At 29.1% G+C, this 19,034-nt stretch carries 18 protein-coding genes; 16 read left to right on the top strand and 2 right to left on the bottom strand.

Annotated features, from left to right (window positions below; translation table 11 throughout):
- Positions 1-61 precede the first annotated feature (61 nt).
- On the bottom strand, positions 62-1,114 hold the full coding sequence (locus AAC008_RS02425; protein WP_339887204.1) for a ferredoxin--NADP reductase: 1,053 nt from the start codon (positions 1,112-1,114) through the stop codon (positions 62-64).
- A gap of 141 nt (positions 1,115-1,255) precedes the next feature.
- Here AAC008_RS02425 and AAC008_RS02430 point away from each other — a divergent pair, with 141 nt between their 5' ends.
- The 14 genes from AAC008_RS02430 to atpG all read left to right on the top strand — a co-directional run bounded on the left by AAC008_RS02430 (position 1,256) and on the right by atpG (position 13,976).
- Complete coding sequence (locus tag AAC008_RS02430) at positions 1,256-1,591, top strand: helix-turn-helix transcriptional regulator (RefSeq protein WP_338376098.1); 336 nt, start codon at positions 1,256-1,258, stop codon at positions 1,589-1,591.
- A 1-nt stretch (position 1,592) separates the two neighbouring features.
- On the top strand, positions 1,593-2,198 hold the full coding sequence (locus AAC008_RS02435; RefSeq protein ID WP_339887205.1) for a hypothetical protein: 606 nt from the start codon (positions 1,593-1,595) through the stop codon (positions 2,196-2,198).
- A 5-nt stretch (positions 2,199-2,203) separates the two neighbouring features.
- Positions 2,204-2,902: a hypothetical protein gene (locus tag AAC008_RS02440; protein WP_339887207.1), complete on the top strand. Its 699-nt coding sequence runs from the start codon at positions 2,204-2,206 to the stop codon at positions 2,900-2,902.
- A gap of 54 nt (positions 2,903-2,956) precedes the next feature.
- Positions 2,957-4,426, top strand: coding sequence for a DUF5687 family protein (locus AAC008_RS02445; RefSeq protein ID WP_339887208.1), 1,470 nt, complete (start codon positions 2,957-2,959; stop codon positions 4,424-4,426).
- A gap of 45 nt (positions 4,427-4,471) precedes the next feature.
- Entirely contained in the window at positions 4,472-5,167 is a 696-nt protein-coding gene (locus tag AAC008_RS02450) for an ABC transporter ATP-binding protein (RefSeq protein WP_339887209.1), read from the top strand.
- 134 nt (positions 5,168-5,301) lie between these two features.
- Positions 5,302-7,914, top strand: a complete 2,613-nt coding sequence (locus AAC008_RS02455; protein WP_339887210.1) for a gliding motility protein — start codon at positions 5,302-5,304, stop codon at positions 7,912-7,914.
- 5 nt (positions 7,915-7,919) lie between these two features.
- Positions 7,920-8,330, top strand: a complete 411-nt coding sequence (locus tag AAC008_RS02460; RefSeq protein WP_339887211.1) for a polymer-forming cytoskeletal protein — start codon at positions 7,920-7,922, stop codon at positions 8,328-8,330.
- Complete coding sequence (locus tag AAC008_RS02465; RefSeq protein WP_339887212.1) at positions 8,299-8,529, top strand: AtpZ/AtpI family protein; 231 nt, start codon at positions 8,299-8,301, stop codon at positions 8,527-8,529. Before AAC008_RS02460 ends, AAC008_RS02465 begins: the two co-directional genes overlap by 32 nt.
- 470 nt (positions 8,530-8,999) lie before the next feature.
- Entirely contained in the window at positions 9,000-10,082 is a 1,083-nt protein-coding gene (gene atpB, locus AAC008_RS02470) for a F0F1 ATP synthase subunit A (RefSeq protein WP_339887213.1), read from the top strand.
- Positions 10,083-10,122: 40 nt separating this feature from the next.
- The gene (gene atpE, locus AAC008_RS02475) at positions 10,123-10,323 is read left to right on the top strand and encodes an ATP synthase F0 subunit C (RefSeq protein WP_026717725.1); all 201 of its coding nucleotides are present in this window, start codon (positions 10,123-10,125) and stop codon (positions 10,321-10,323) included.
- A 75-nt stretch (positions 10,324-10,398) separates the two neighbouring features.
- Positions 10,399-10,890 carry a F0F1 ATP synthase subunit B gene (locus AAC008_RS02480; protein ID WP_339887215.1) on the top strand — a complete coding sequence of 164 codons (492 nt, stop codon included), beginning with the start codon at positions 10,399-10,401 and terminating at the stop codon, positions 10,888-10,890.
- 2 nt (positions 10,891-10,892) lie between these two features.
- A complete protein-coding gene (atpH, locus tag AAC008_RS02485; protein ID WP_339887216.1) occupies positions 10,893-11,426 on the top strand; it encodes an ATP synthase F1 subunit delta in 534 nt (177 codons plus the stop codon).
- Positions 11,427-11,465: 39 nt separating this feature from the next.
- A complete protein-coding gene (gene atpA, locus AAC008_RS02490) occupies positions 11,466-13,040 on the top strand; it encodes a F0F1 ATP synthase subunit alpha (protein ID WP_339887217.1) in 1,575 nt (524 codons plus the stop codon).
- Between the two features lie 78 nt (positions 13,041-13,118).
- Positions 13,119-13,976, top strand: coding sequence for an ATP synthase F1 subunit gamma (gene atpG / locus AAC008_RS02495; protein WP_339887218.1), 858 nt, complete (start codon positions 13,119-13,121; stop codon positions 13,974-13,976).
- Between the two features lie 97 nt (positions 13,977-14,073).
- Here the strand turns inward: atpG and AAC008_RS02500 are convergent, their stop codons facing one another.
- The gene (locus AAC008_RS02500) at positions 14,074-16,158 is read right to left on the bottom strand and encodes a prolyl oligopeptidase family serine peptidase (RefSeq protein WP_339887219.1); all 2,085 of its coding nucleotides are present in this window, start codon (positions 16,156-16,158) and stop codon (positions 14,074-14,076) included.
- 105 nt (positions 16,159-16,263) lie between these two features.
- Between AAC008_RS02500 and AAC008_RS02505 the strand changes: the two genes are divergently transcribed.
- Both AAC008_RS02505 and AAC008_RS02510 read left to right on the top strand, forming a co-directional pair.
- Complete coding sequence (locus tag AAC008_RS02505) at positions 16,264-18,609, top strand: prolyl oligopeptidase family serine peptidase (RefSeq protein WP_339887220.1); 2,346 nt, start codon at positions 16,264-16,266, stop codon at positions 18,607-18,609.
- Positions 18,609-19,034 carry a GNAT family N-acetyltransferase gene (locus AAC008_RS02510; RefSeq protein ID WP_339887221.1) on the top strand — a complete coding sequence of 142 codons (426 nt, stop codon included), beginning with the start codon at positions 18,609-18,611 and terminating at the stop codon, positions 19,032-19,034. Before AAC008_RS02505 ends, AAC008_RS02510 begins: the two co-directional genes overlap by 1 nt.

A 19,034-nucleotide genomic window follows, 5' to 3' on the forward strand; every position in this document is an offset into this window, starting at 1 on the left:
ACTAATCACTAATCACTAATCACTAATCACTAATCACTAATCACTAATCACTAATCACTAATTAAACATCATCATAATCTACAAAAACATCTGCAGAAGTTGGATGAGCTTGACAAGTAAGAATTAAACCATCTGCAATTTCTTTGTCTGTTAAAATGGTATTTTTCTTCATTTCTGCAGAACCTTTTGTGATTTTTGCGATACAACTACTGCAAATTCCACCTTGGCAAGAATAAGGAGCATCTAAACCTTGTTTCAAAGCAGCTTCAAGTAATGTTTGCTTTTGACTCATTTCAAAAGTCACTTCGTCACCATCAACTAAAACAGTGATTTTTGTATGACCATCAAGTGAAATTGCAGCATCATTTTCTGAAGTTGGTGTTGAAAACAGTTCGAATTTAATATCTTTTTCTAAAACATTATTTTCTTTTAAAGTGTCAGAAACTAAATTAATCATGTCTTCTGGACCACATAAATAAAATTTTGAAAACTGTTTTTGGGAATGTTTGTTCTTTAGAACAAAATTTACGTTTGCTTTGTCAATTCTACCAAAAAGTTCGCCATCAACATTTATTTTACTATATACATAATGTACAAACAAACGACCAACATATTTTAAATGTAAATCATGTAATTGTTGGTGAAATATAGTTTCTTCTTCGTTTTTATTTCCATAAACCAATACAAAAGTACTGTTTGGTTCTTCTTCTAAAACCGTTTGAAGTATTGACATAACTGGAGTAATTCCACTTCCAGCTACAAAAGCAGCATAGTTTTTTTGTTTATCAAATTTTGGTTCAAATGTGAATTTTCCTTCAGGAGTTCCAACTTCTAACAAACCACCAACAGCTAAACTTTCATTAGCAAATTTTGAAAAGAAGCCATTTTTTATGGCTTTTACAGCGATTCTTAATTCACCACTTTTTGGGCTGCTACAAATAGAATAAGCTCTACGAATTTCTTGTCCATCAAGTGTTAATTTTAAAGTAACATATTGACCAGCAATAAATTCATAGTTTTCTTTTAATTCTGATGGAATATTAAATAAAATAGAAACAGCGTTTTGAGTTTCTCTTTTAATTTCTTTTATAGCTAGTTTATAGAATGCTGACATAGTTGATTTTCTTTTTACAAAAATACTACTTCTTAAGAATATAGAGAAAAGATAAAAGAAAAAAGAATTTGAAATTTTTAATACATAAGATTCTAATGTATAAGAATATTATGTATGTTTGTACTATAAAATTTCAATACCATGAAAAACTCACAACTATATAAAGGAAGTTTGAACACCATAATTATGAAGCTGTTAGAAGAAAACGGACGAATGTATGGTTATGAAATAACTCAGAAAGTAAAGGAAATCACCAAAGGAGAATTAAACATCACCGAAGGAGCATTATATCCTGCGTTGCATAAATTAGAAGCTGAAGATTTATTAGATGTAGAAGTTGAAAAAGTAGATAACAGATTAAGAAAATACTACAAATTAACAGAAAAAGGCACAAAAGAAACGGTTAATCGTTTATCTGAATTAGAAGAATTCATTAAAAACATGCAAACTATTGTTAATCCTAAATTGAGTTATTAAGATGAAACCAACACAAGAAAACATAAACTTTATAGATAATTACCTCAAAAAAAATGATGTTATTTATTTTGATATCCGAATGGAAATGCTTGATCATATTCTAAACGGAATTGAAAGAGAAATGACAGAAAAAAGCATTGGATTTTATGAAGCATTTAAAATTTATATGCCTGTAAATAAAAATGAAATTTTTAAGATGAATAAAAAATCATCTTTTGAAGTTTTAAAACTTTTCTTAAAATCTTTGACAAATAGCTACAATGCGTTTGTTGTGTTTTTTACAGTTATAATTTGCTTTATTTTTCAAGAAAATTTAATTGTTTTAAATTCTGTGTTTTGGATTTTAATGCTTTTATATTTTGTGATTAGCACAAGTATCTATTTTTTTAATGCAAGAAAAAGATATTATGTTTTAGAGAAATTTGGACTAATATTAAATGCTATTTATTTTATAAATATATTTATTAATGGTTTTGCGGAAGGTTTTTTTGGAAGCTTTAAAGGAAATATTTATACTGTTAGCGTTATTTTATTTTTAAGCTTTTCATTTTTCATTTTCTATTTTAAAACTGTTGTTAAGTTTAATAAGTATCAAAAAAGCATTTAAGCAAAATGAAATTAGCCCAACCTCAAATAGAAAATCTATACCAATTCACACAAAAACATTATGTAGAATGGTATGATTTACAAACCGAATTAGTTGATCATTTAGCCAATGCAATTGAGGAACAATGGCAACAAAACCCAAAACTTTCTTTTGAAGATGCTTTACAAATAGAATTTAAAAAGTTTGGTGTTTTTGGTTTTATGGATGTTGTAGAAAAACGTCAAGCTTCTTTAAATAAAAAGTATAATAAAATTGTGTGGAATCATTTTAAAGAATTTTTTACGATTCCGAAAATATTTGCTTCACTTACATTTATTGGATTGTTATTTTATGTATTAAACTTAAACTTTTATCAAAGTGAAATTTTATTAATTTCATTCAGTTTTTGTGTTTTTTCATTTTTAGGGATAATTGTTTTCAGGAAAATCAAGAATAAAAAACACAACATAATCACTGGTAAAAAATGGTTGTTCAAAGAAATTATTTTTAATTATAGCTCATTTGCGGGGATGTTTTATTTACCCATTCAATTTTTATTGAATACGGATAAGATTATTCAAACAGAATTAGGAATATTATTTATAAGTATATTAATTATAAGTATGTTATTAGTCGAATATATTATTTTGTTTCAAATTCCCTCAAAAGCAGAACAATACCTTAAAGAAACTTATCCAGAATATGAATTCGCAAACACTTTGTAACAAATAGTTAAATTGAACTACCAATTATCAACCACAAACTAATTAAACAAAACCATGATAAAACAATTTATTCAATTAGAATGGAAATCTTTTATTAGATCAGCTTCATTTTCTACCAACTTGGCTTTAAAGATTCTAATGGCTTTTGGAGCTTTATATTTTATGGTTATGTTTATTGGCTTAGGAATAGGCTCTTATTTTTTGCTTGAAAAAGCTGGTTTAGATCCTTTTCCAACAGTAAATAAATTCATTATTTATTATTTGGTGTTCGATTTACTTTTTCGGTTTTTTCTACAGAAAATGCCAACATTAACGATTAGACCTTTTTTAAACCAAAATATTAAGAAAAATAATATTGTTCATTATACTTTGGGCAAGACAGTATTATCTTTTTTTAATTTTCTGCACTGGTTCTTTTTTATTCCATTCACATTAGTTTTAATCAAAGAAGGATTTAATCCCATAAATGCGATTTTTTGGGGTTTAAGCATGTTGTTTTTTATCTACGCAAATAATTTTATTGCCATTCTAATCGATAAAAAAGACATTGTGTTTTATACTGTAATTGGAATTTTTGCAGCTTTTGGATTGTTACAATATTATAATGTTTTCGACATAACCAATTACACCAATTCATTTTTTGAAGGATTTTATAACTTGAGTTACTTTGTGTTAATTCCACTTCTAGTAGTGGTTGGGTTGTATTATTTCACCTTCAAATTTTTTAAATCTAATTTATATTTAGATGCAGGGTTAGCCTTAAAAGAATCTAACGCAACAACTGAAAATTATTCTTGGTTAGATAAATTAGGAAGCGTTTCAATATTTATAAAAAATGATATCCGATTAATTAAAAGAAACAAAAGAGCCAAAACTTCGGTTTTAATGAGTTTTATTTTTCTTTTTTACGGATTTTTATTTTTTACTGGTGCTGTTGAAACGTATGACAATCCTTTCATGAAAGTGTTTGCAGGAATTTTTGTTTCAGGAGGATTTTTATTCACCTTTGGACAATTTGTACCAAGTTGGGATAGTTCTTATTATCCATTAATGATGACTCAAAACATTACATATAAAGATTATTTGTCTTCAAAATGGTGGTTGATTATTATTGCAACTATTGTTTCAACTTTATTAGCTTCATTTTATCTATATTTTGGTTGGGAAGCTTATTTAGCAATCGTTGCTTGTGCCATTTTCAACATGGGAATTAATTCACATTTAATATTATTAGGTGGTGCATTTATAAAAACGCCTATTGATTTATCATCTGCTAAAGGTGCGTTTGGAGACAAAAAAGCATTTAATGTTAAAACAATGCTTATTTCTTTACCAAAATTATTATTGCCAATTGCATTATATAGTTTAGGGCATTTTTTATTAAGTCCAATTTATGGATATGTTTTTATTGTTTTAGCCGGAATAATTGGTTTTGCCTTTAAAAACAAAGTATTTAAAATGATTGAAGGCATTTACAAAAAAGAAAAATATGCAACCTTAGAGGCATACAAACAAAAAAGCTAATAATTTTTAACTAATCACTATTTACTAACGACTAATTACTAATTCATGATACACGTTTCAGATCTTAAAAAAACATATAACGGCACAACGGTTTTACAAATTGATCAATTAGATATTCCACAAGGACAAAGCTTTGGATTAGTGGGAAACAATGGTGCTGGAAAAACAACTTTTTTCAGTTTACTATTAGATCTAATTAGACCAACAACAGGAAGAATAACCTCAAACAATATTCAAATAAACACTAGTGAAGAATGGAAAAAATTTACATCTTCATTTATTGACGAAAGCTTTCTAATTGGCTACCTTACACCAGAAGAATATTTCTATTTCATTGGAGAACTTCGTGGTTGGAATAAAGCAGATGTTGATGCATTTCTAAAAGATTATGTAGACTTTTTTAATGGTGAAATCTTAAACAACAAAAAATATCTTAGAGATTTATCTAAAGGAAACGCAAAAAAAGCCGGAATTGTAGGGGCTTTAATTGGAAATCCTGAAGTTGTAATTTTAGACGAACCTTTTGCAAATCTTGATCCAACAACACAAATTAGATTAAAGAAAATTATCAAAGCTTTAGCTGAAGACAAAAAAACTACTGTTTTAGTTTCAAGTCACGATTTACAACATACAGTGGAAGTTTCAGACAGAATTGTAGTTTTAGAAAAAGGAAATGTGGTTAAGGATTTAGTACCAACTACAGAAACTTTAAAAGAATTAGAAACCTTCTTTTCGGCTTAAGTCAAAAGTTAAATTTTCATCGGGTTTAACCCAAATAGACAGAAATATTTTCATACTTCTAAAAAAAACGTATTTTTACGAGTTCATATACTAAAAACTGAAATTTTCAGTTATGAATTATAAACTATTTTACTTTGAAAATTAATACATATAAATATTTTGGTATAGTTGCAATTATACTTCTAATCATCTCTTGTTCAACCAAGAAAGACAGATTTGTAAATAGAACTTTTAATGCCAAAACTGCCAAATATAACATTCTATATAATGGTGATGTTGCTTTGGAAACTGGTTTAAAAGACTTAGGCACAACCTATCAAGATGATTTTTGGGATGTTTTACCTGTTGAATATATGCAGGAAGATGAGGAAGAAATGCTTCCTGGTGAAGAAAAAAACCCAAATTTTGAACGTGCAGAAGATAAAGCCATCAAAGCTATTCAAAAACACTCCATGAATATTGGTGGTTCTGAAAAGAATTCTCAAATGGATGAAGCATACATCTTACTTGGAAAAGCACGTTATTTTGACAATAGATTTATTCCGGCCTTAGAAGCGTTTAACTATGTTTTATACAAATATCCAAACAGTGATAAAATTTATGAAGCAAAAGTTTGGAGAGAAAAAATCAATATTAGATTAGACAATGATCAAGTTGCTGCCGATAATTTAAAAAGACTTCTAAAAGACAAAAAAATTGAAGGGCAAGATTTAGCAAATGCTTCAGCAATGTTAGCACAAGCTTATATGAATTTAGGTGTAAAAGATACTGCTCTTGCGGTTCTTAAAATCGCTAAACAAAAAACAAAAATTAACGATCAAAAAGCAAGATATACTTTTATTATAGGTCAACTTTATGAAGGTTTAAAGCATTCAGATAGTGCTGCAATGGCTTATAATGAAGTTATTGCAATGAAGCGAAAGTCTCCAAGAAAATACACTATTCAGTCACATGCTAAACTAGCACAACAATTTGATTACGAAAAAGGAGATACTTTAGTTTTTCTAGAAAAATTCAACAAACTTCTTGAAGATAGAGAAAACAGACCTTTTTTGGACGTCATTAATCACCAAGTTGCTTTGTTTTATGACAAACAAAGTAATGACAAACAAGCCGTAACTTACTATAACAACTCACTAAAAAAACAAACAGCTGATAAATATTTAACAGCTTCAAATTATAGAAACATTGCTGAAATTAATTTTTATAATGCAGAATATCTTAAAGCAGGTAAATATTATGACAGTACGTTAACAAAGTTAAACGACAGAACTAGAGAATATAGAGCTATTGCTAAAAAGAGACAAAATTTAGATGATGTAATTAAATATGAAGCTATTTCAAAATCTAATGATAGTATTTTATATGTAGTTGGACTTTCTGATGAGGCTAAAAACGAATATTATTCAAAACACATAGAAAAACTTAAAGCACAAGATTTAATTAAACAAAAAGAATTAGACAGATTAGCTATAATAGAAGAAAACAAATCAAATGGTGCTGCAGTAATAGGAAATAATAATCAATCTCTTGCAGGTGAAGATGTAAATCAGGCAAGTAAATCTAAATTTGCGCCACCATCAATTGGCGGAAACGACGCACAAACAAGTAGTTTTTATTTTTATAACCCAACGAATTTAGCTTTTGGAAAATCTGAATTCAGAAAAAAATGGGGCAAAAGAGAATTAAAAGACAATTGGCGTTTTAGTAAACTTTCTAGTAACAAATCCAACGCTAAAGAGAACAACAAAGATGCAGTTGAGGAAAAAGAAGAAAAAGTTATAGATAACCCAGCCTACAAAGTGGAGTATTATACAAGTCAATTGCCTTCAGATTTAAAAGTATTAGACAGTTTAAAAAAAGACAGAGATTTTGCCGATTACCAATTAGGAAATATTTACAAAGAAAAATTTAAAGAGTATAAATTAGCAGCTTCTAAATTTGTAAAATTATTAGACAATAAACCAGAAGATCGATTTATTTTGCCTTCAAAATATAATTTGTTTAAAATATATGAAATCATTGGAAGTCCAAAAGCAAATGAAGTTAAACAACAAATTATTTCAGAATATCCAGAAAGTAGATATGCTCAAATACTTCTAAATCCAAATCAAGAAAATGAAGATAATCAGTCACCAGAAGCTGTTTATGCTAAATTATATAAAGATTTTGAAAAAGGAGAAATAAGAGAGTCTTATGTAAAAGTCAACGAATATATTGATTTATATACTGGAGACGAAATTGCGCCCAAATTCGAATTATTAAAAGCCCAAATTTCAGCACGATTAAAAGGATTAGAAGACTATAAAAAGACATTGAATTTTGTAGCTTTAAATTACCCAAATGCAAAAGAAGGAAAACAAGCAGAAAGTATTTTGTCTAAAAACATTCCTAATCTTGAAAAACTAGAATTTAAAGAGGACACAAATGGATCATGGAAGATAGTTTTTCCAAAAAATCACATGTCAACTTCAGAAATTGAAGCGTTGTATGTAAAGCTAGATAAGTTTATAAAAGATAGAAGTGATGTTTTAGTAAAAAGATCAAATGATTTATATAATGATTCAGCAAACTTTATTGTAGTACATGGTTTTCAATCAAAAGAATCAGCAAAATCAACGCTTTTTTTACTAAAAGACTACAAAGATTACAAAGTAAATGATGAAGCTTATGTAATTTCATCAGACAATTATATGGTTGTTCAAATTAAGAAAAATTGGGATATTTATTTATCCTTACTAAAATAAAAAACATGTTCGATAAAAAAACAAAACCAGCAGAAGGCCTTTTTGGCAAAATGAATAGAATTGCAGAAGGAACACAATTAAACGGAGACTTAGTTTCTGATTCTGATGTAAGAATTGACGGAACTTTAATAGGAAACATTACTTTAAAAGGTAAATTAGTTATCGGTCCAACGGGTTTTGTGGAAGGAAATGTAAAGTGCCTTAACATAGATGTTGAAGGCAAATTCCTTGGAAAACTTGAAGCTATTGAGCTACTAAACGTGAAATCTAAATCAAATATTAAAGGAGATGTTATAGTTGGAAAACTAGGCGTTGAACCTGGAGCAAGTTTTACAGCAACTTGCAGCATGAAAGGTTCAATTAAAAACATCAATGAAGCAAAAAATGAATCAAAACAAGAAGAAAAAACCGCATAATAAGTGGTTGATTTTTTTAAACATTCCTTTTCAAATGGGAATAATTATTTTTGCAGGAGTTTTTTTTGGAAATTATCTTGATGCAAAATTTAATTTTAGCCCTTTGTTTATAATACTATTCTCATTAATTGCTATTTTTATTTCGTTGTATAGTGTTTTTAGAAATTTAAAAAAAATTCAAGCCATAGATAATGATTAAAAAGTTTTTGATTTCAGTAGCCTATTTATTGATTATTTCACTAATTATAGGTTCAATACATTATTTTTTAATTAGAAATATAGAGGTATTTATTCCTATTCAAAATATTTATTTTTTCAATTTCACATTGTCGTTTGTAGGACTAGGAATACTATATTTCATACATGACAAATTTAGTGATTACGTTGGATATACTTTTTTAGGAATTGGAATAATTAAGATGGCACTATCGGTCTCTTTTTTAATGCCTTTGATAAAATCTGACTTCGATAATAAGATTCCTGACACCTTAAGTTTTTTCTTTTGTTACTTTATATTTTTGATAATTGAAAGTGTTTTTTTGATAAAATTATTAAACAAAAAAGAGTAAAAGACAAAAAATATAAAATTTACAGCAATAACTTTTATTATTTTAATTAATAATGTACTTTTGCAAAAAAATTAAAACACTGTTTTATCTAAATATAGTTATGAAGATTTTTGGAAAAGTATTGAACATAGTTTTATTGACAGCTTTGTTATTGGTTTCAACTAACAGTATAGCTGGACATGGTGAAGAAGAAGGGAAAGAATTTAATGCCACTGAATTAATAAATTCTCATATTGGTGATTCTCATGATTTCCACATTGCTGATTGGAATGGGCATCCAATTTCATTAGCATTGCCTATTATATTATGGTCAAATAATGGTTTGGTTACTTTTAGTTCATCCGAATTTCATCATGATAACGAAGGACATCATGTTGTTGAAAAAAACGGTGAAAAATTCGTAAAATTCCAAGAAGTTATATACTACGCAGACATATTCGAAAATTTAAGCGATGATGACAAAAGTGCTTTTAACTTTAGTGCAAGACCTTTAAATTTTTCAATTACAAAACATGTGTTTTCAATGTTACTTTCAGTAATAGTTTTGTTTTTAATATTTTTTGCAGTAGCTCGTTCATACACTAAAAATAAAATGGCGCCAAAAGGATTGGCTGGTTTCATGGAACCATTAATTGTTTTTGTGAGAGATGATATTGCACGTCCAAATATTGGTGAAAAAAAATACGCTAAATTCATGCCTTATTTATTAACTATATTTTTCTTTATATGGTTAAATAACGTTTTTGGACTTATTCCTTTTTTCCCATTTAGTTCAAACTTAACAGGAAATATATATTTTACATTTGTCTTATCTTTGATAACATTTATAATCACAACAGTAAATGCTAACAAAGATTATTGGGGACATATTTTTAACACACCAGGTGTTCCATTGTGGTTATCACCTATTATGATACCAGTAGAAATTATTGGAATGTTTACAAAACCTTTTGCATTAATGATTCGTTTATTCGCTAACATTACTGCAGGTCATATTATTATTTTAAGTTTAATTTCTTTAATATACATATTTCAAACAGTATGGATTTCGCCAGTTTCTGGTGCCTTTGTATTATTTATGAGTGTTTTAGAAATGTTGGTAGCAGCTTTGCAAGCATACGTGTTTACTTTGTTATCAGCACTGTTTATTGGTCAGGCAGTTGCAGAACATGATCATCACTAAATTGAGTTTTATTAATTATTAACTAAATAAATATTTTATTATGGTATTAGCTGGAATCGGTGCTGGATTAGCTGTTATTGGAGCAGGAATCGGGATTGGAAAAATTGGTGGATCTGCTATGGATGCTATGGCAAGACAACCAGAAGTTGCTGGAAAAATTCAAACAGCAATGATTATTGCTGCTGCTCTTATCGAAGGTGTTGCACTTTTCGCTGTAGTAGTTGCTTTAATCGCTAAGTAATTAATTATCTTCTCACAACGGTTGGTTGTGAGAAGATTTTTTTAAAAAAGAAACAAAAAGTAAAATATATATATTATGAATTTAACTTCACCAGAAAGTTTAATATTTTGGACAAGTCTAATTTTTATTGTTTTCTTCTTATTAATGAGAAAACTTGCTTGGAAACCAATTCTTGGAGCTGTAAAAAGTAGAGAAGATTCAATTAATAATGCTTTATTAGCAGCAGAAAATGCTAAGAAAGACATGCAAAACCTTAAAGCTGATAACGAAAAATTATTAGCTGAAGCTAGAGCAGAAAGAGACATTATGATCAAAGAAGCTCGTGAAATCAAAGAAAAAATGATTAGCGATGCAAAATCAGAAGCTCAAGTTCAAGCAGAAAAAATGATTGAACAAGCAAAAGCATCTATTGCAAGTGAAAAAAATGCAGCTATTGCAGATTTGAAAAACCAAGTTGGTACACTTTCATTGGAAATTGCAGAAAAAGTATTAAAAGGAGAATTAGCTAACAAAGAAGCTCAAACTAAATTAGTTGAGACTATGTTAGGTGATGCTAAATTAAACTAATTATGGCAAGTACAAGAGCAGCTATTCGATACGCAAAAGCGATACTTGATATGTCTCAAGCAAATAACAATACAGTTAACGTTACTAACGATATGACTTCGATAGTTAACGCTGTAAAGGATAGTAAAGAATTGAAAGATTTTTTACAAAGTCCTATTATTAAAGGAGAAATTAAATACGCTTCTTTAGAACAAATTTTTGCTTCAGCTCAAAAAGAAACTAAAGGTTTGTTTCAATTACTTTTAACAAATAAAAGATTTGAATTATTGCCAACAATAGCTTCAGATTTTAATGTGTTAGTAAATGAATTAAACGGTGTTGAAATTGCAAAGGTTACAACAGCTTTTCCAATTACAGCTGACTTAGAAGCTAAAGTATTAGCAAAAATTAAAGAGTTTTCGAACAAAACGATTACTTTAGAAAACATTGTAGATGAATCTATCATTGGTGGATTTATTTTAACAATGGGTGATCAACAATACAATGCATCTGTAGCAAGCAGATTGCAAAATTTAAAAAGAGAATTTAGTTATTAATATTTATTACACCTCAAGAGTGTACAAATTATAAATAAAATGGCAGAAATAAATCCAGCTGAAATTTCAGCAATATTAAAGCAACAATTATCAGGTTTTGAATCTGGTGCAACGTTAGAAGAAGTAGGAACTGTTCTACAAGTAGGAGATGGAATCGCACGTGTTTACGGATTATCAAACGCACAATATGGTGAGTTGGTTCAATTCGATAACGGTTTAGAAGCGATCGTTCTTAACTTGGAGGAAGATAATGTTGGTGTGGTACTTTTAGGACCATCAACAGGAATTCGTGAAGGTTCAAATGTAAAAAGAACACAACGTATTGCATCTCTAAAAGTTGGTGAAGAAGTTGTTGGTCGTGTTTTAGACACATTGGGTAACCCAATTGATGGTAAAGGACCAATCGGAGGTACTTTATATGAATTGCCAATTGAAAGAAAAGCACCAGGAGTTATTTTTCGTCAACCAGTAACTGAACCATTACAAACAGGTATTAAAGCAATTGATGCTATGATTCCAGTGGGTAGAGGACAACGTGAATTGGTAATTGGTGACCGTCAAACTGGTAAAACTACAGTTTGTATTGACACTATCTTAAATCAAAAAGAATTTTACGATGCTGGGCAACCAGTATATTGTATATATGTAGCAATTGGGCAAAAAGCTTCAACGGTTGCACTTATCGCAAAAACATTAGAAGAAAAAGGAGCAATGGCTTATACAACTATTGTTGCAGCAAACGCTTCTGATCCTGCAGCAATGCAAGTTTATGCACCTATGGCTGGAGCAGCAATTGGAGAATATTTCCGAGATACAGGTCGTCCTGCATTAATCATTTATGATGATTTATCTAAACAAGCTGTAGCTTACCGTGAGGTTTCTCTTTTATTAAGAAGACCACCAGGACGTGAGGCTTATCCTGGAGACGTTTTTTACTTACACTCTCGTTTATTGGAAAGAGCTTGTAAAGTAATCGCAAATGATGAGATTGCTAAAGACATGAATGATTTACCAGACGTATTGAAACCAATCGTTAAAGGTGGAGGTTCATTAACAGCTTTACCAATTATCGAAACTCAAGCGGGTGACGTTTCTGCATATATACCAACAAACGTAATTTCGATTACTGACGGACAAATTTTCTTAGATGGAGATTTATTTAATTCAGGGGTACGTCCTGCAATTAACGTTGGTATTTCTGTATCTCGTGTTGGAGGTAATGCACAAATTAAATCAATGAAAAAAGTAGCTGGTACATTAAAATTAGACCAAGCTCAATATAGAGAATTAGAAGCTTTTGCTAAATTTGGTTCTGACTTAGATGCAGTAACTAAAAACGTAATTGAAAAAGGTAAACGCAACGTTGAGATCTTAAAACAAGCAGTAAATGACCCATATACTGTTGAAGATCAAGTTGCAATTATCTATGCTGGTTCTAAAAACTTATTAAAAGATGTTCCTGTTGAAAAAGTAAAAGAATTCGAAAGAGATTTTATCGAATATCTTAATGCAAAACACAGACCAACATTAGATGCTTTAAAAGCGGGTAAATTCACAGATGAAATTACAGACGTTTTAGGAGCAGCAGCTAAAGAGATTTCAGCAAAATATTAATATTAGGTAATTGGTTTTAGGTGATAGGTAATAGTATTTACCAATCACCTATAACCTATAACCCAACACCTATAGAAAATGGCAAACTTAAAGGAAATTAGAAATAGAATTACTTCCGTTTCATCTACGATGCAAATAACATCTGCGATGAAAATGGTTTCTGCAGCAAAGCTAAAAAAAGCACAAGATGCTATTACAGCTATGCGACCTTATGCCGAAAAATTAACGGAATTATTACAAAATTTAAGCGCAACTCTTGAAGGAGATAGTGTTGGAAGTTTTGCAGATCAAAGAGAAATTAATAAAGTATTAGTTGTTGCCATTACTTCAAATAGAGGTTTATGTGGTGCTTTTAATACAAATGTTATTAAACAAGCTGTTATCGTTGGAAATTCTTATCCTGGTAAACAAGTTGATGTTTTTGCTATTGGTAAAAAAGGAAATGATGTTTTAGGAAAAAATTACAATGTAATTGACAACAAGAGTACTATTTTCGATGATTTAACTTTTGATAATGTAGCAGCAATCGCTCAAGTTTTAATGGATAAATTTGAAGCAGGTGAATATGACAAAATTGAAATTGTTTATAATCAATTTAAAAATGCAGCTACTCAAATTGTACAAAGAGAGCAATTTTTACCTTTAGCACCAATTACTGGTGGTGAAGTTGTTTCTTCTGACTATATCTTTGAACCTTCAAAAGAAGAAATTGTGTTAACATTGATTCCAAAATCATTAAAAACGCAATTGTATAAGGCAATTAGAGATTCATTTGCTTCAGAACATGGTGCTCGTATGACTGCTATGCACAAAGCAACGGATAATGCAACAGAATTAAGAAATCAATTAAAATTAACTTATAACAAAGCGCGTCAAGCAGCAATTACGGGAGAAATCTTAGAAATTGTTGGTGGAGCAGAAGCTTTAAATAATTAAACAAAACGTTAGCGGAGTTAAATTTAATAACGGGAAGCTTTAAATATTATTTTAAAAAAAAGAGTCAAAGTAATTTGACTCTTTTTTTATTTGTAATTTATTCGTTTAAGTGTTCCCAAACAAAGCTATAAAATTCCGCATCTGCTTGAACGCTTTTTTCATAACTAGAGATTTTTCCATAATGTCCTGCATTACTCTTTACTTGAAGATAGATAGGATTCTTTTGAGCAGCTCTATTTTGTAATCGTGCAGCAAATTTGTAAGAATGAACAGGAGGAACTCTGTCGTCATTTTCAGAAGTAATTATTAAAGTGGTTGGGTAATTTACACCTTCTTTAATTTTATGATAAGGAGAATAGTTCAATAAAGCATTAAATTCTTCTTCATTTTCAGGATTTCCATATTCGTCTAAATGAAATTTCCCTATAGTATATTGTTCAAACTTAATCATGTCATAAACACCTACTTTTGGAACGGCTACTTTAAACAAATCTGGTCTTTGAGTCATAGCAACACCAACAACTAAACCACCGTTTGAAGCTCCAGAAATGGCTAATTTGTTTGAAGAAGTATATTTTTCACTAATTAAAAATTCAGCAGCATCAATAAAATCATTAAAAGAATTCATTTTTTTTAATCCTCTTCCGTCTTTGTGCCATTTTCTACCCTTTTCACCACCACCTCTTATTTCTGCAAAGGCATAAACACCACCTTTTTCAAGAAAATGCAACAAGCCAACATCATAACTTGGGCCACTTACAGAACCAAAGCCACCATAAGCTTCTAATAATGTTGGATTATTTCCATTTAGTTGAATTCCTTTTTTATGAATTATAGTCATAGGAACATCTTTACCATCTCTACTTTTGTAAGTTATCGTTTTTGTTTCAAAATGATCAAAAGGAAAAAGAGTAGGTTTTGGCTCAATAAAATCATTATAATAAACATTTGTATCACCGGTTGTAATGTTTAGTTTATAATTTAGATATGAAATCGTGTAAGAGTAAAATGTTACATATAGTTCGTTGGTTTTATTATCCAAAAAGCGAATGTTAAAATTCATTCCCATTGGAGCTTCAAATTTCCTTACAAATGTTCCATCATAATTGTGGACATTAATATAGTTTCTCCCTAAATTTCTGTATTTGCAAATTATATATTCACTTGTAAAATCTGTATCCACCAATAAATGCGAATAAATCTGTGGAATTATTGAGGTTACCTCAGTTGGATTATTGATATTAAAAGACCGTACATCACCCCAATCATATTTAGTATTTGTAAAGTAAACATTATCTTCTTTTGAATATAAATACGAAAAATCATTACCATTAGGAACAACGAATTCTTTTATCTTAAAAGTTTCATCTGACAAATCAATATAATGATAAAGTCTTTTAGTTTCTTCTTTATTAGTTTCAAAAAGGAATAATTTATTTTCTCTGACAAAAAAACGAAAATCACTTTCATCTTTAGAAGTATCAAAAATTAAAGCATCTTTATCTTGAATTTCTCCTAATTTATGATAGTAAAGTTGATAAGTAGAATCTTTAGCAAAAAAATCAGTATTTGAATTTTTCTTGTAAAAAACACCTTTATCATCATTCCAAGCAGCATTTGAAAACTTTATATCTTTTAAAACATCATCTAAATTTTTTTGATTTGAAATATCTACAAAACGAATTTCATTTCTATCACTACCATTTAAACTAATTTTATAGGCAAGGTATTTTGAGTTTTTGGATGGATAAAAACCACTCATTAAAACATTTTCGTCTTTATATACTTCAAAAGGATCAACTAATTGTCTTGGCATATCATTAAGTTTTTCCCTGTAGTGTAAAACATAAGGTTTTTTCTTGTCTAATCGATAATTAGAATAAAAGTATTTACGATTTTTTGACGGAAGACCATTAGAAGATAGATAATCATAATCTTTTATCTTAAATAAAAAATTTGTCGCTTTAGTTACTTCTTTTAAGTGATTTTCAGAATAAATATTTTGTTCATTGACCCAATTCGTAACTTCATTAGATTTAACATTTTCTAACCAAGCATAATCATCATCAAAAGTTATGGTATGTTTTGTAATTTTTGAAGGAATTTTTTTAGCTACAGGACCTTGTGCATTGGCAACTGTAAAAAGAAAAAAAGAAACGATTAACAAGTATTTTTTTTGCATATGATAATTATAAAAAGCTAAAAATATTCCTTTTTTAAGAAGTATACAAGAACTAAAGTTATATAATTACAAATTGATATATTTGTTAAAACCAAAATTATAACAATGCAGAAATATATTTTTACTCTTTTTATCTTAATTGGATTAAATGGAATTGCTCAGAACCTTGAGTTAGAACAGATCATGAAAGGTGATGGATTTATAGGGAATCAACCGGAAAATCATCGTTGGTCAATTGATGGCTCTACAGTTTATTTTGATTGGAATCCAAATAATGAAGTTGGAAACAATACTTATTATTGGAATTCTTCAATGAAAGAACCTCAAATTTTAAAAGATACTGATAAAGAATTTTCACAAATTGATGATTCAAACCAAAAAGAATTTGAAACTATCTACTATACTAAAGCAGGAAATTTATACGCTTTCAATAGAAAAAACAAAAGCATAAAAAAAATAATTGTCGCTTCCGAACGAATTTATAATATTGAAAGAAGTAACAATCCTGAAATCATTTTTTACCAACAAAACAGAAATGTTTACCAGTTAAATGTCAAAGATTTTTCAATAGTACAATTGACAAACTTTAAATCAGGAAGTGAATCTGAAGAAAAAGAAAAATCAAAAAACCACTTAGAAAAACAACAAGCTGAATTATTTCAATTTGTAAGAGATAATGAAGTAAAAGATGCTTGGTATGATGAAAAGTATAAACAAAATAAAGAAACTTTAATCAAAGAAATCTATTATGGAAAATCATCTTTAGAGCAATTAAAACCTTCACCAAACGGAAAATTTATTACGTTTAGATTGTCAGATTATGCCACACAAACGCCAACTAAAGTCGAACATTTTATAACTGATGACGGGTTTACTTCAAACAAATCAGCACGTTCAAAAGTATCTATAGATAATTTAAGCAAACATAAAATGGGAATTTTCAACATTGAAAAAGACACAGTTTATTATGTTTCGTTTTCAAAATTAACTGGAATTATGGATTATCCAGCTTATTATCAGGAGTATGATAATCTAAAAGATAAGGAAAAAATTGAAAAATCAGTTGTGATGGTCAGTCCAATTTACAACAAAACTGGAACTAAAGCTGTTTTCGAATTAAGAAGTCAAGACAATAAAGATCGTTGGATTGTTCAATTAGACTTAGATTCTGGTGAAATTACAGAATTAGACCATCAACATGATGAAGCTTGGATTGGTGGACCAGGAATTCCAAATTATAATTATGGTGGCGGAACTTTAGGTTTTTTAAAAGATAATGAAACAATTTATTTTCAGTCAGAAGCTACTCGTTTTTCACATTTATATACATTGAACTTAAATTCTAAAAAGAAAGTTCAGTTGACTTCTGGAAATTGGGAAGTTAGAGATGTAAAGCTTTCACAAGATTTAAAAACATTTTATATTACTACAAATACAAATCATCCTGGAAACAGAGAATTCTATAAATTAGATAGTGATACTAAAAAAATGACACCTATTTTAACCAATGATGGTGCTTACGAAGTTGAATTATCTCCAAATGAAAAACAACTTTTAGTTCGTTACTCCTTTAAAAATAAACCTTGGGAATTATATGTTGCTGAAAACAAAAGCAATCCGACTTTAAAACAAATTACTCATTCAACTTCAAAAGAATTTGAAGCTTATGCATGGAAAAATCCAAATGTAATTACATTTAAAGCTCAAGATGGAAATGATGTTTATGCAAGATTATACGAACCAAAAGCAGCAACCAAGAACAAATCTGCCATAATTTTTGTGCATGGTGCTGGATATTTACAAAATGCTCATAATTATTGGAGTTCATATCACAGAGAATTCATGTTTCATAATATGTTGACTGATTTAGGTTACACAGTTTTAGACATAGATTACAGAGGAAGTGATGGTTACGGAAGAGATGTCAGAACTGGAATTTATAGACATATGGGTGGTTTAGATTTATCAGATCAATTGGATGGTAAAAAATATTTGGTTGATACTTTAGGAATTGATGCAAACAAAGTTGGAATGTACGGTGGTTCTTATGGAGGGTTTATCACATTAATGGCTTTGTTGACTGAACCAGGAGAATTCAAAGCTGGTGCTGCTTTACGTTCGGTTACTGATTGGGCTCATTATAATCAAGGGTATACAGCAAATATTTTAAACTTTCCAGAAACAGATTCTATTGCTTTCAAAAGAAGTTCACCCATTTATTTCGCAGAAAACCTTCAAGATAAACTATTAATGTTACATGGAATGGTTGATGATAACGTGCAATTTCAAGACGTTGTTCGTTTGTCGCAACGTTTTATTGAATTAGGAAAAAAAGATTGGGATTTAGCCGTTTTTCCGGTGGAAGCACATGGTTTTAAAGAAACCTATTCTTGGATTGATGAATACAGAAGAATTTTAGATTTGTTCAACAAAAATTTATTAGAAAAATAATGGAAATCGTTGAGTTAACAACCAAAGAAGCAATGCTAGAACAATTGCCAATTATCCAACAATTGTATGCTGATTTTACGTTAGAAAAATACGAATCGCTTTTAAATGAAATGCTACCAATAAATTACAAACAAGTTATTGTTATAGAAAACAATGAAACTTTAGGTTTGGCAGGATTTTGGATTGCATCTAAATTGTGGTGTGGAAGATATTTAGAATTAGATAATGTAATAGTTCATCCAAATCACCGTTCTAAAGGAATAGGCAAAATCCTAAACAATTATTTAGTGGATAAAGCAATAGAAAATGATTGTACAATGGCAGTTTTAGATGCTTATACAACCAATTTTGCTGCTCAAAAATTCTATATAAATCATGGTTTTGTACCTAAAGGATTTCACTTTGTAAAATATTTAAAAGAATAG

Source organism: uncultured Flavobacterium sp. (assembly GCF_963975515.1).
GTDB lineage: Bacteria > Bacteroidota > Bacteroidia > Flavobacteriales > Flavobacteriaceae > Flavobacterium.

Excerpts from the sequence above, each read along its gene's own strand:
- atpH (WP_339887216.1), top strand. The coding sequence starts at position 10,893 with ATGGCAAGTACAAGAGCAGCTATTCGATACGCAAAAGCGATACTTGAT.
- atpA (WP_339887217.1), top strand. The coding sequence starts at position 11,466 with ATGGCAGAAATAAATCCAGCTGAAATTTCAGCAATATTAAAGCAACAA.
- AAC008_RS02465 (WP_339887212.1), top strand. The coding sequence starts at position 8,299 with ATGAATCAAAACAAGAAGAAAAAACCGCATAATAAGTGGTTGATTTTT.
- AAC008_RS02505 (WP_339887220.1), top strand. The coding sequence starts at position 16,264 with ATGCAGAAATATATTTTTACTCTTTTTATCTTAATTGGATTAAATGGA.
- AAC008_RS02510 (WP_339887221.1), top strand. The coding sequence starts at position 18,609 with ATGGAAATCGTTGAGTTAACAACCAAAGAAGCAATGCTAGAACAATTG.
- AAC008_RS02445 (WP_339887208.1), top strand. The coding sequence starts at position 2,957 with ATGATAAAACAATTTATTCAATTAGAATGGAAATCTTTTATTAGATCA.
- AAC008_RS02430 (WP_338376098.1), top strand. The coding sequence starts at position 1,256 with ATGAAAAACTCACAACTATATAAAGGAAGTTTGAACACCATAATTATG.
- AAC008_RS02435 (WP_339887205.1), top strand. The coding sequence starts at position 1,593 with ATGAAACCAACACAAGAAAACATAAACTTTATAGATAATTACCTCAAA.
- AAC008_RS02460 (WP_339887211.1), top strand. The coding sequence starts at position 7,920 with ATGTTCGATAAAAAAACAAAACCAGCAGAAGGCCTTTTTGGCAAAATG.
- AAC008_RS02450 (WP_339887209.1), top strand. The coding sequence starts at position 4,472 with ATGATACACGTTTCAGATCTTAAAAAAACATATAACGGCACAACGGTT.
- atpG (WP_339887218.1), top strand. The coding sequence starts at position 13,119 with ATGGCAAACTTAAAGGAAATTAGAAATAGAATTACTTCCGTTTCATCT.
- atpB (WP_339887213.1), top strand. The coding sequence starts at position 9,000 with ATGAAGATTTTTGGAAAAGTATTGAACATAGTTTTATTGACAGCTTTG.
- atpE (WP_026717725.1), top strand. The coding sequence starts at position 10,123 with ATGGTATTAGCTGGAATCGGTGCTGGATTAGCTGTTATTGGAGCAGGA.
- AAC008_RS02440 (WP_339887207.1), top strand. The coding sequence starts at position 2,204 with ATGAAATTAGCCCAACCTCAAATAGAAAATCTATACCAATTCACACAA.
- AAC008_RS02500 (WP_339887219.1), bottom strand. The coding sequence starts at position 16,158 with ATGCAAAAAAAATACTTGTTAATCGTTTCTTTTTTTCTTTTTACAGTT.
- AAC008_RS02480 (WP_339887215.1), top strand. The coding sequence starts at position 10,399 with ATGAATTTAACTTCACCAGAAAGTTTAATATTTTGGACAAGTCTAATT.
- AAC008_RS02425 (WP_339887204.1), bottom strand. The coding sequence starts at position 1,114 with ATGTCAGCATTCTATAAACTAGCTATAAAAGAAATTAAAAGAGAAACT.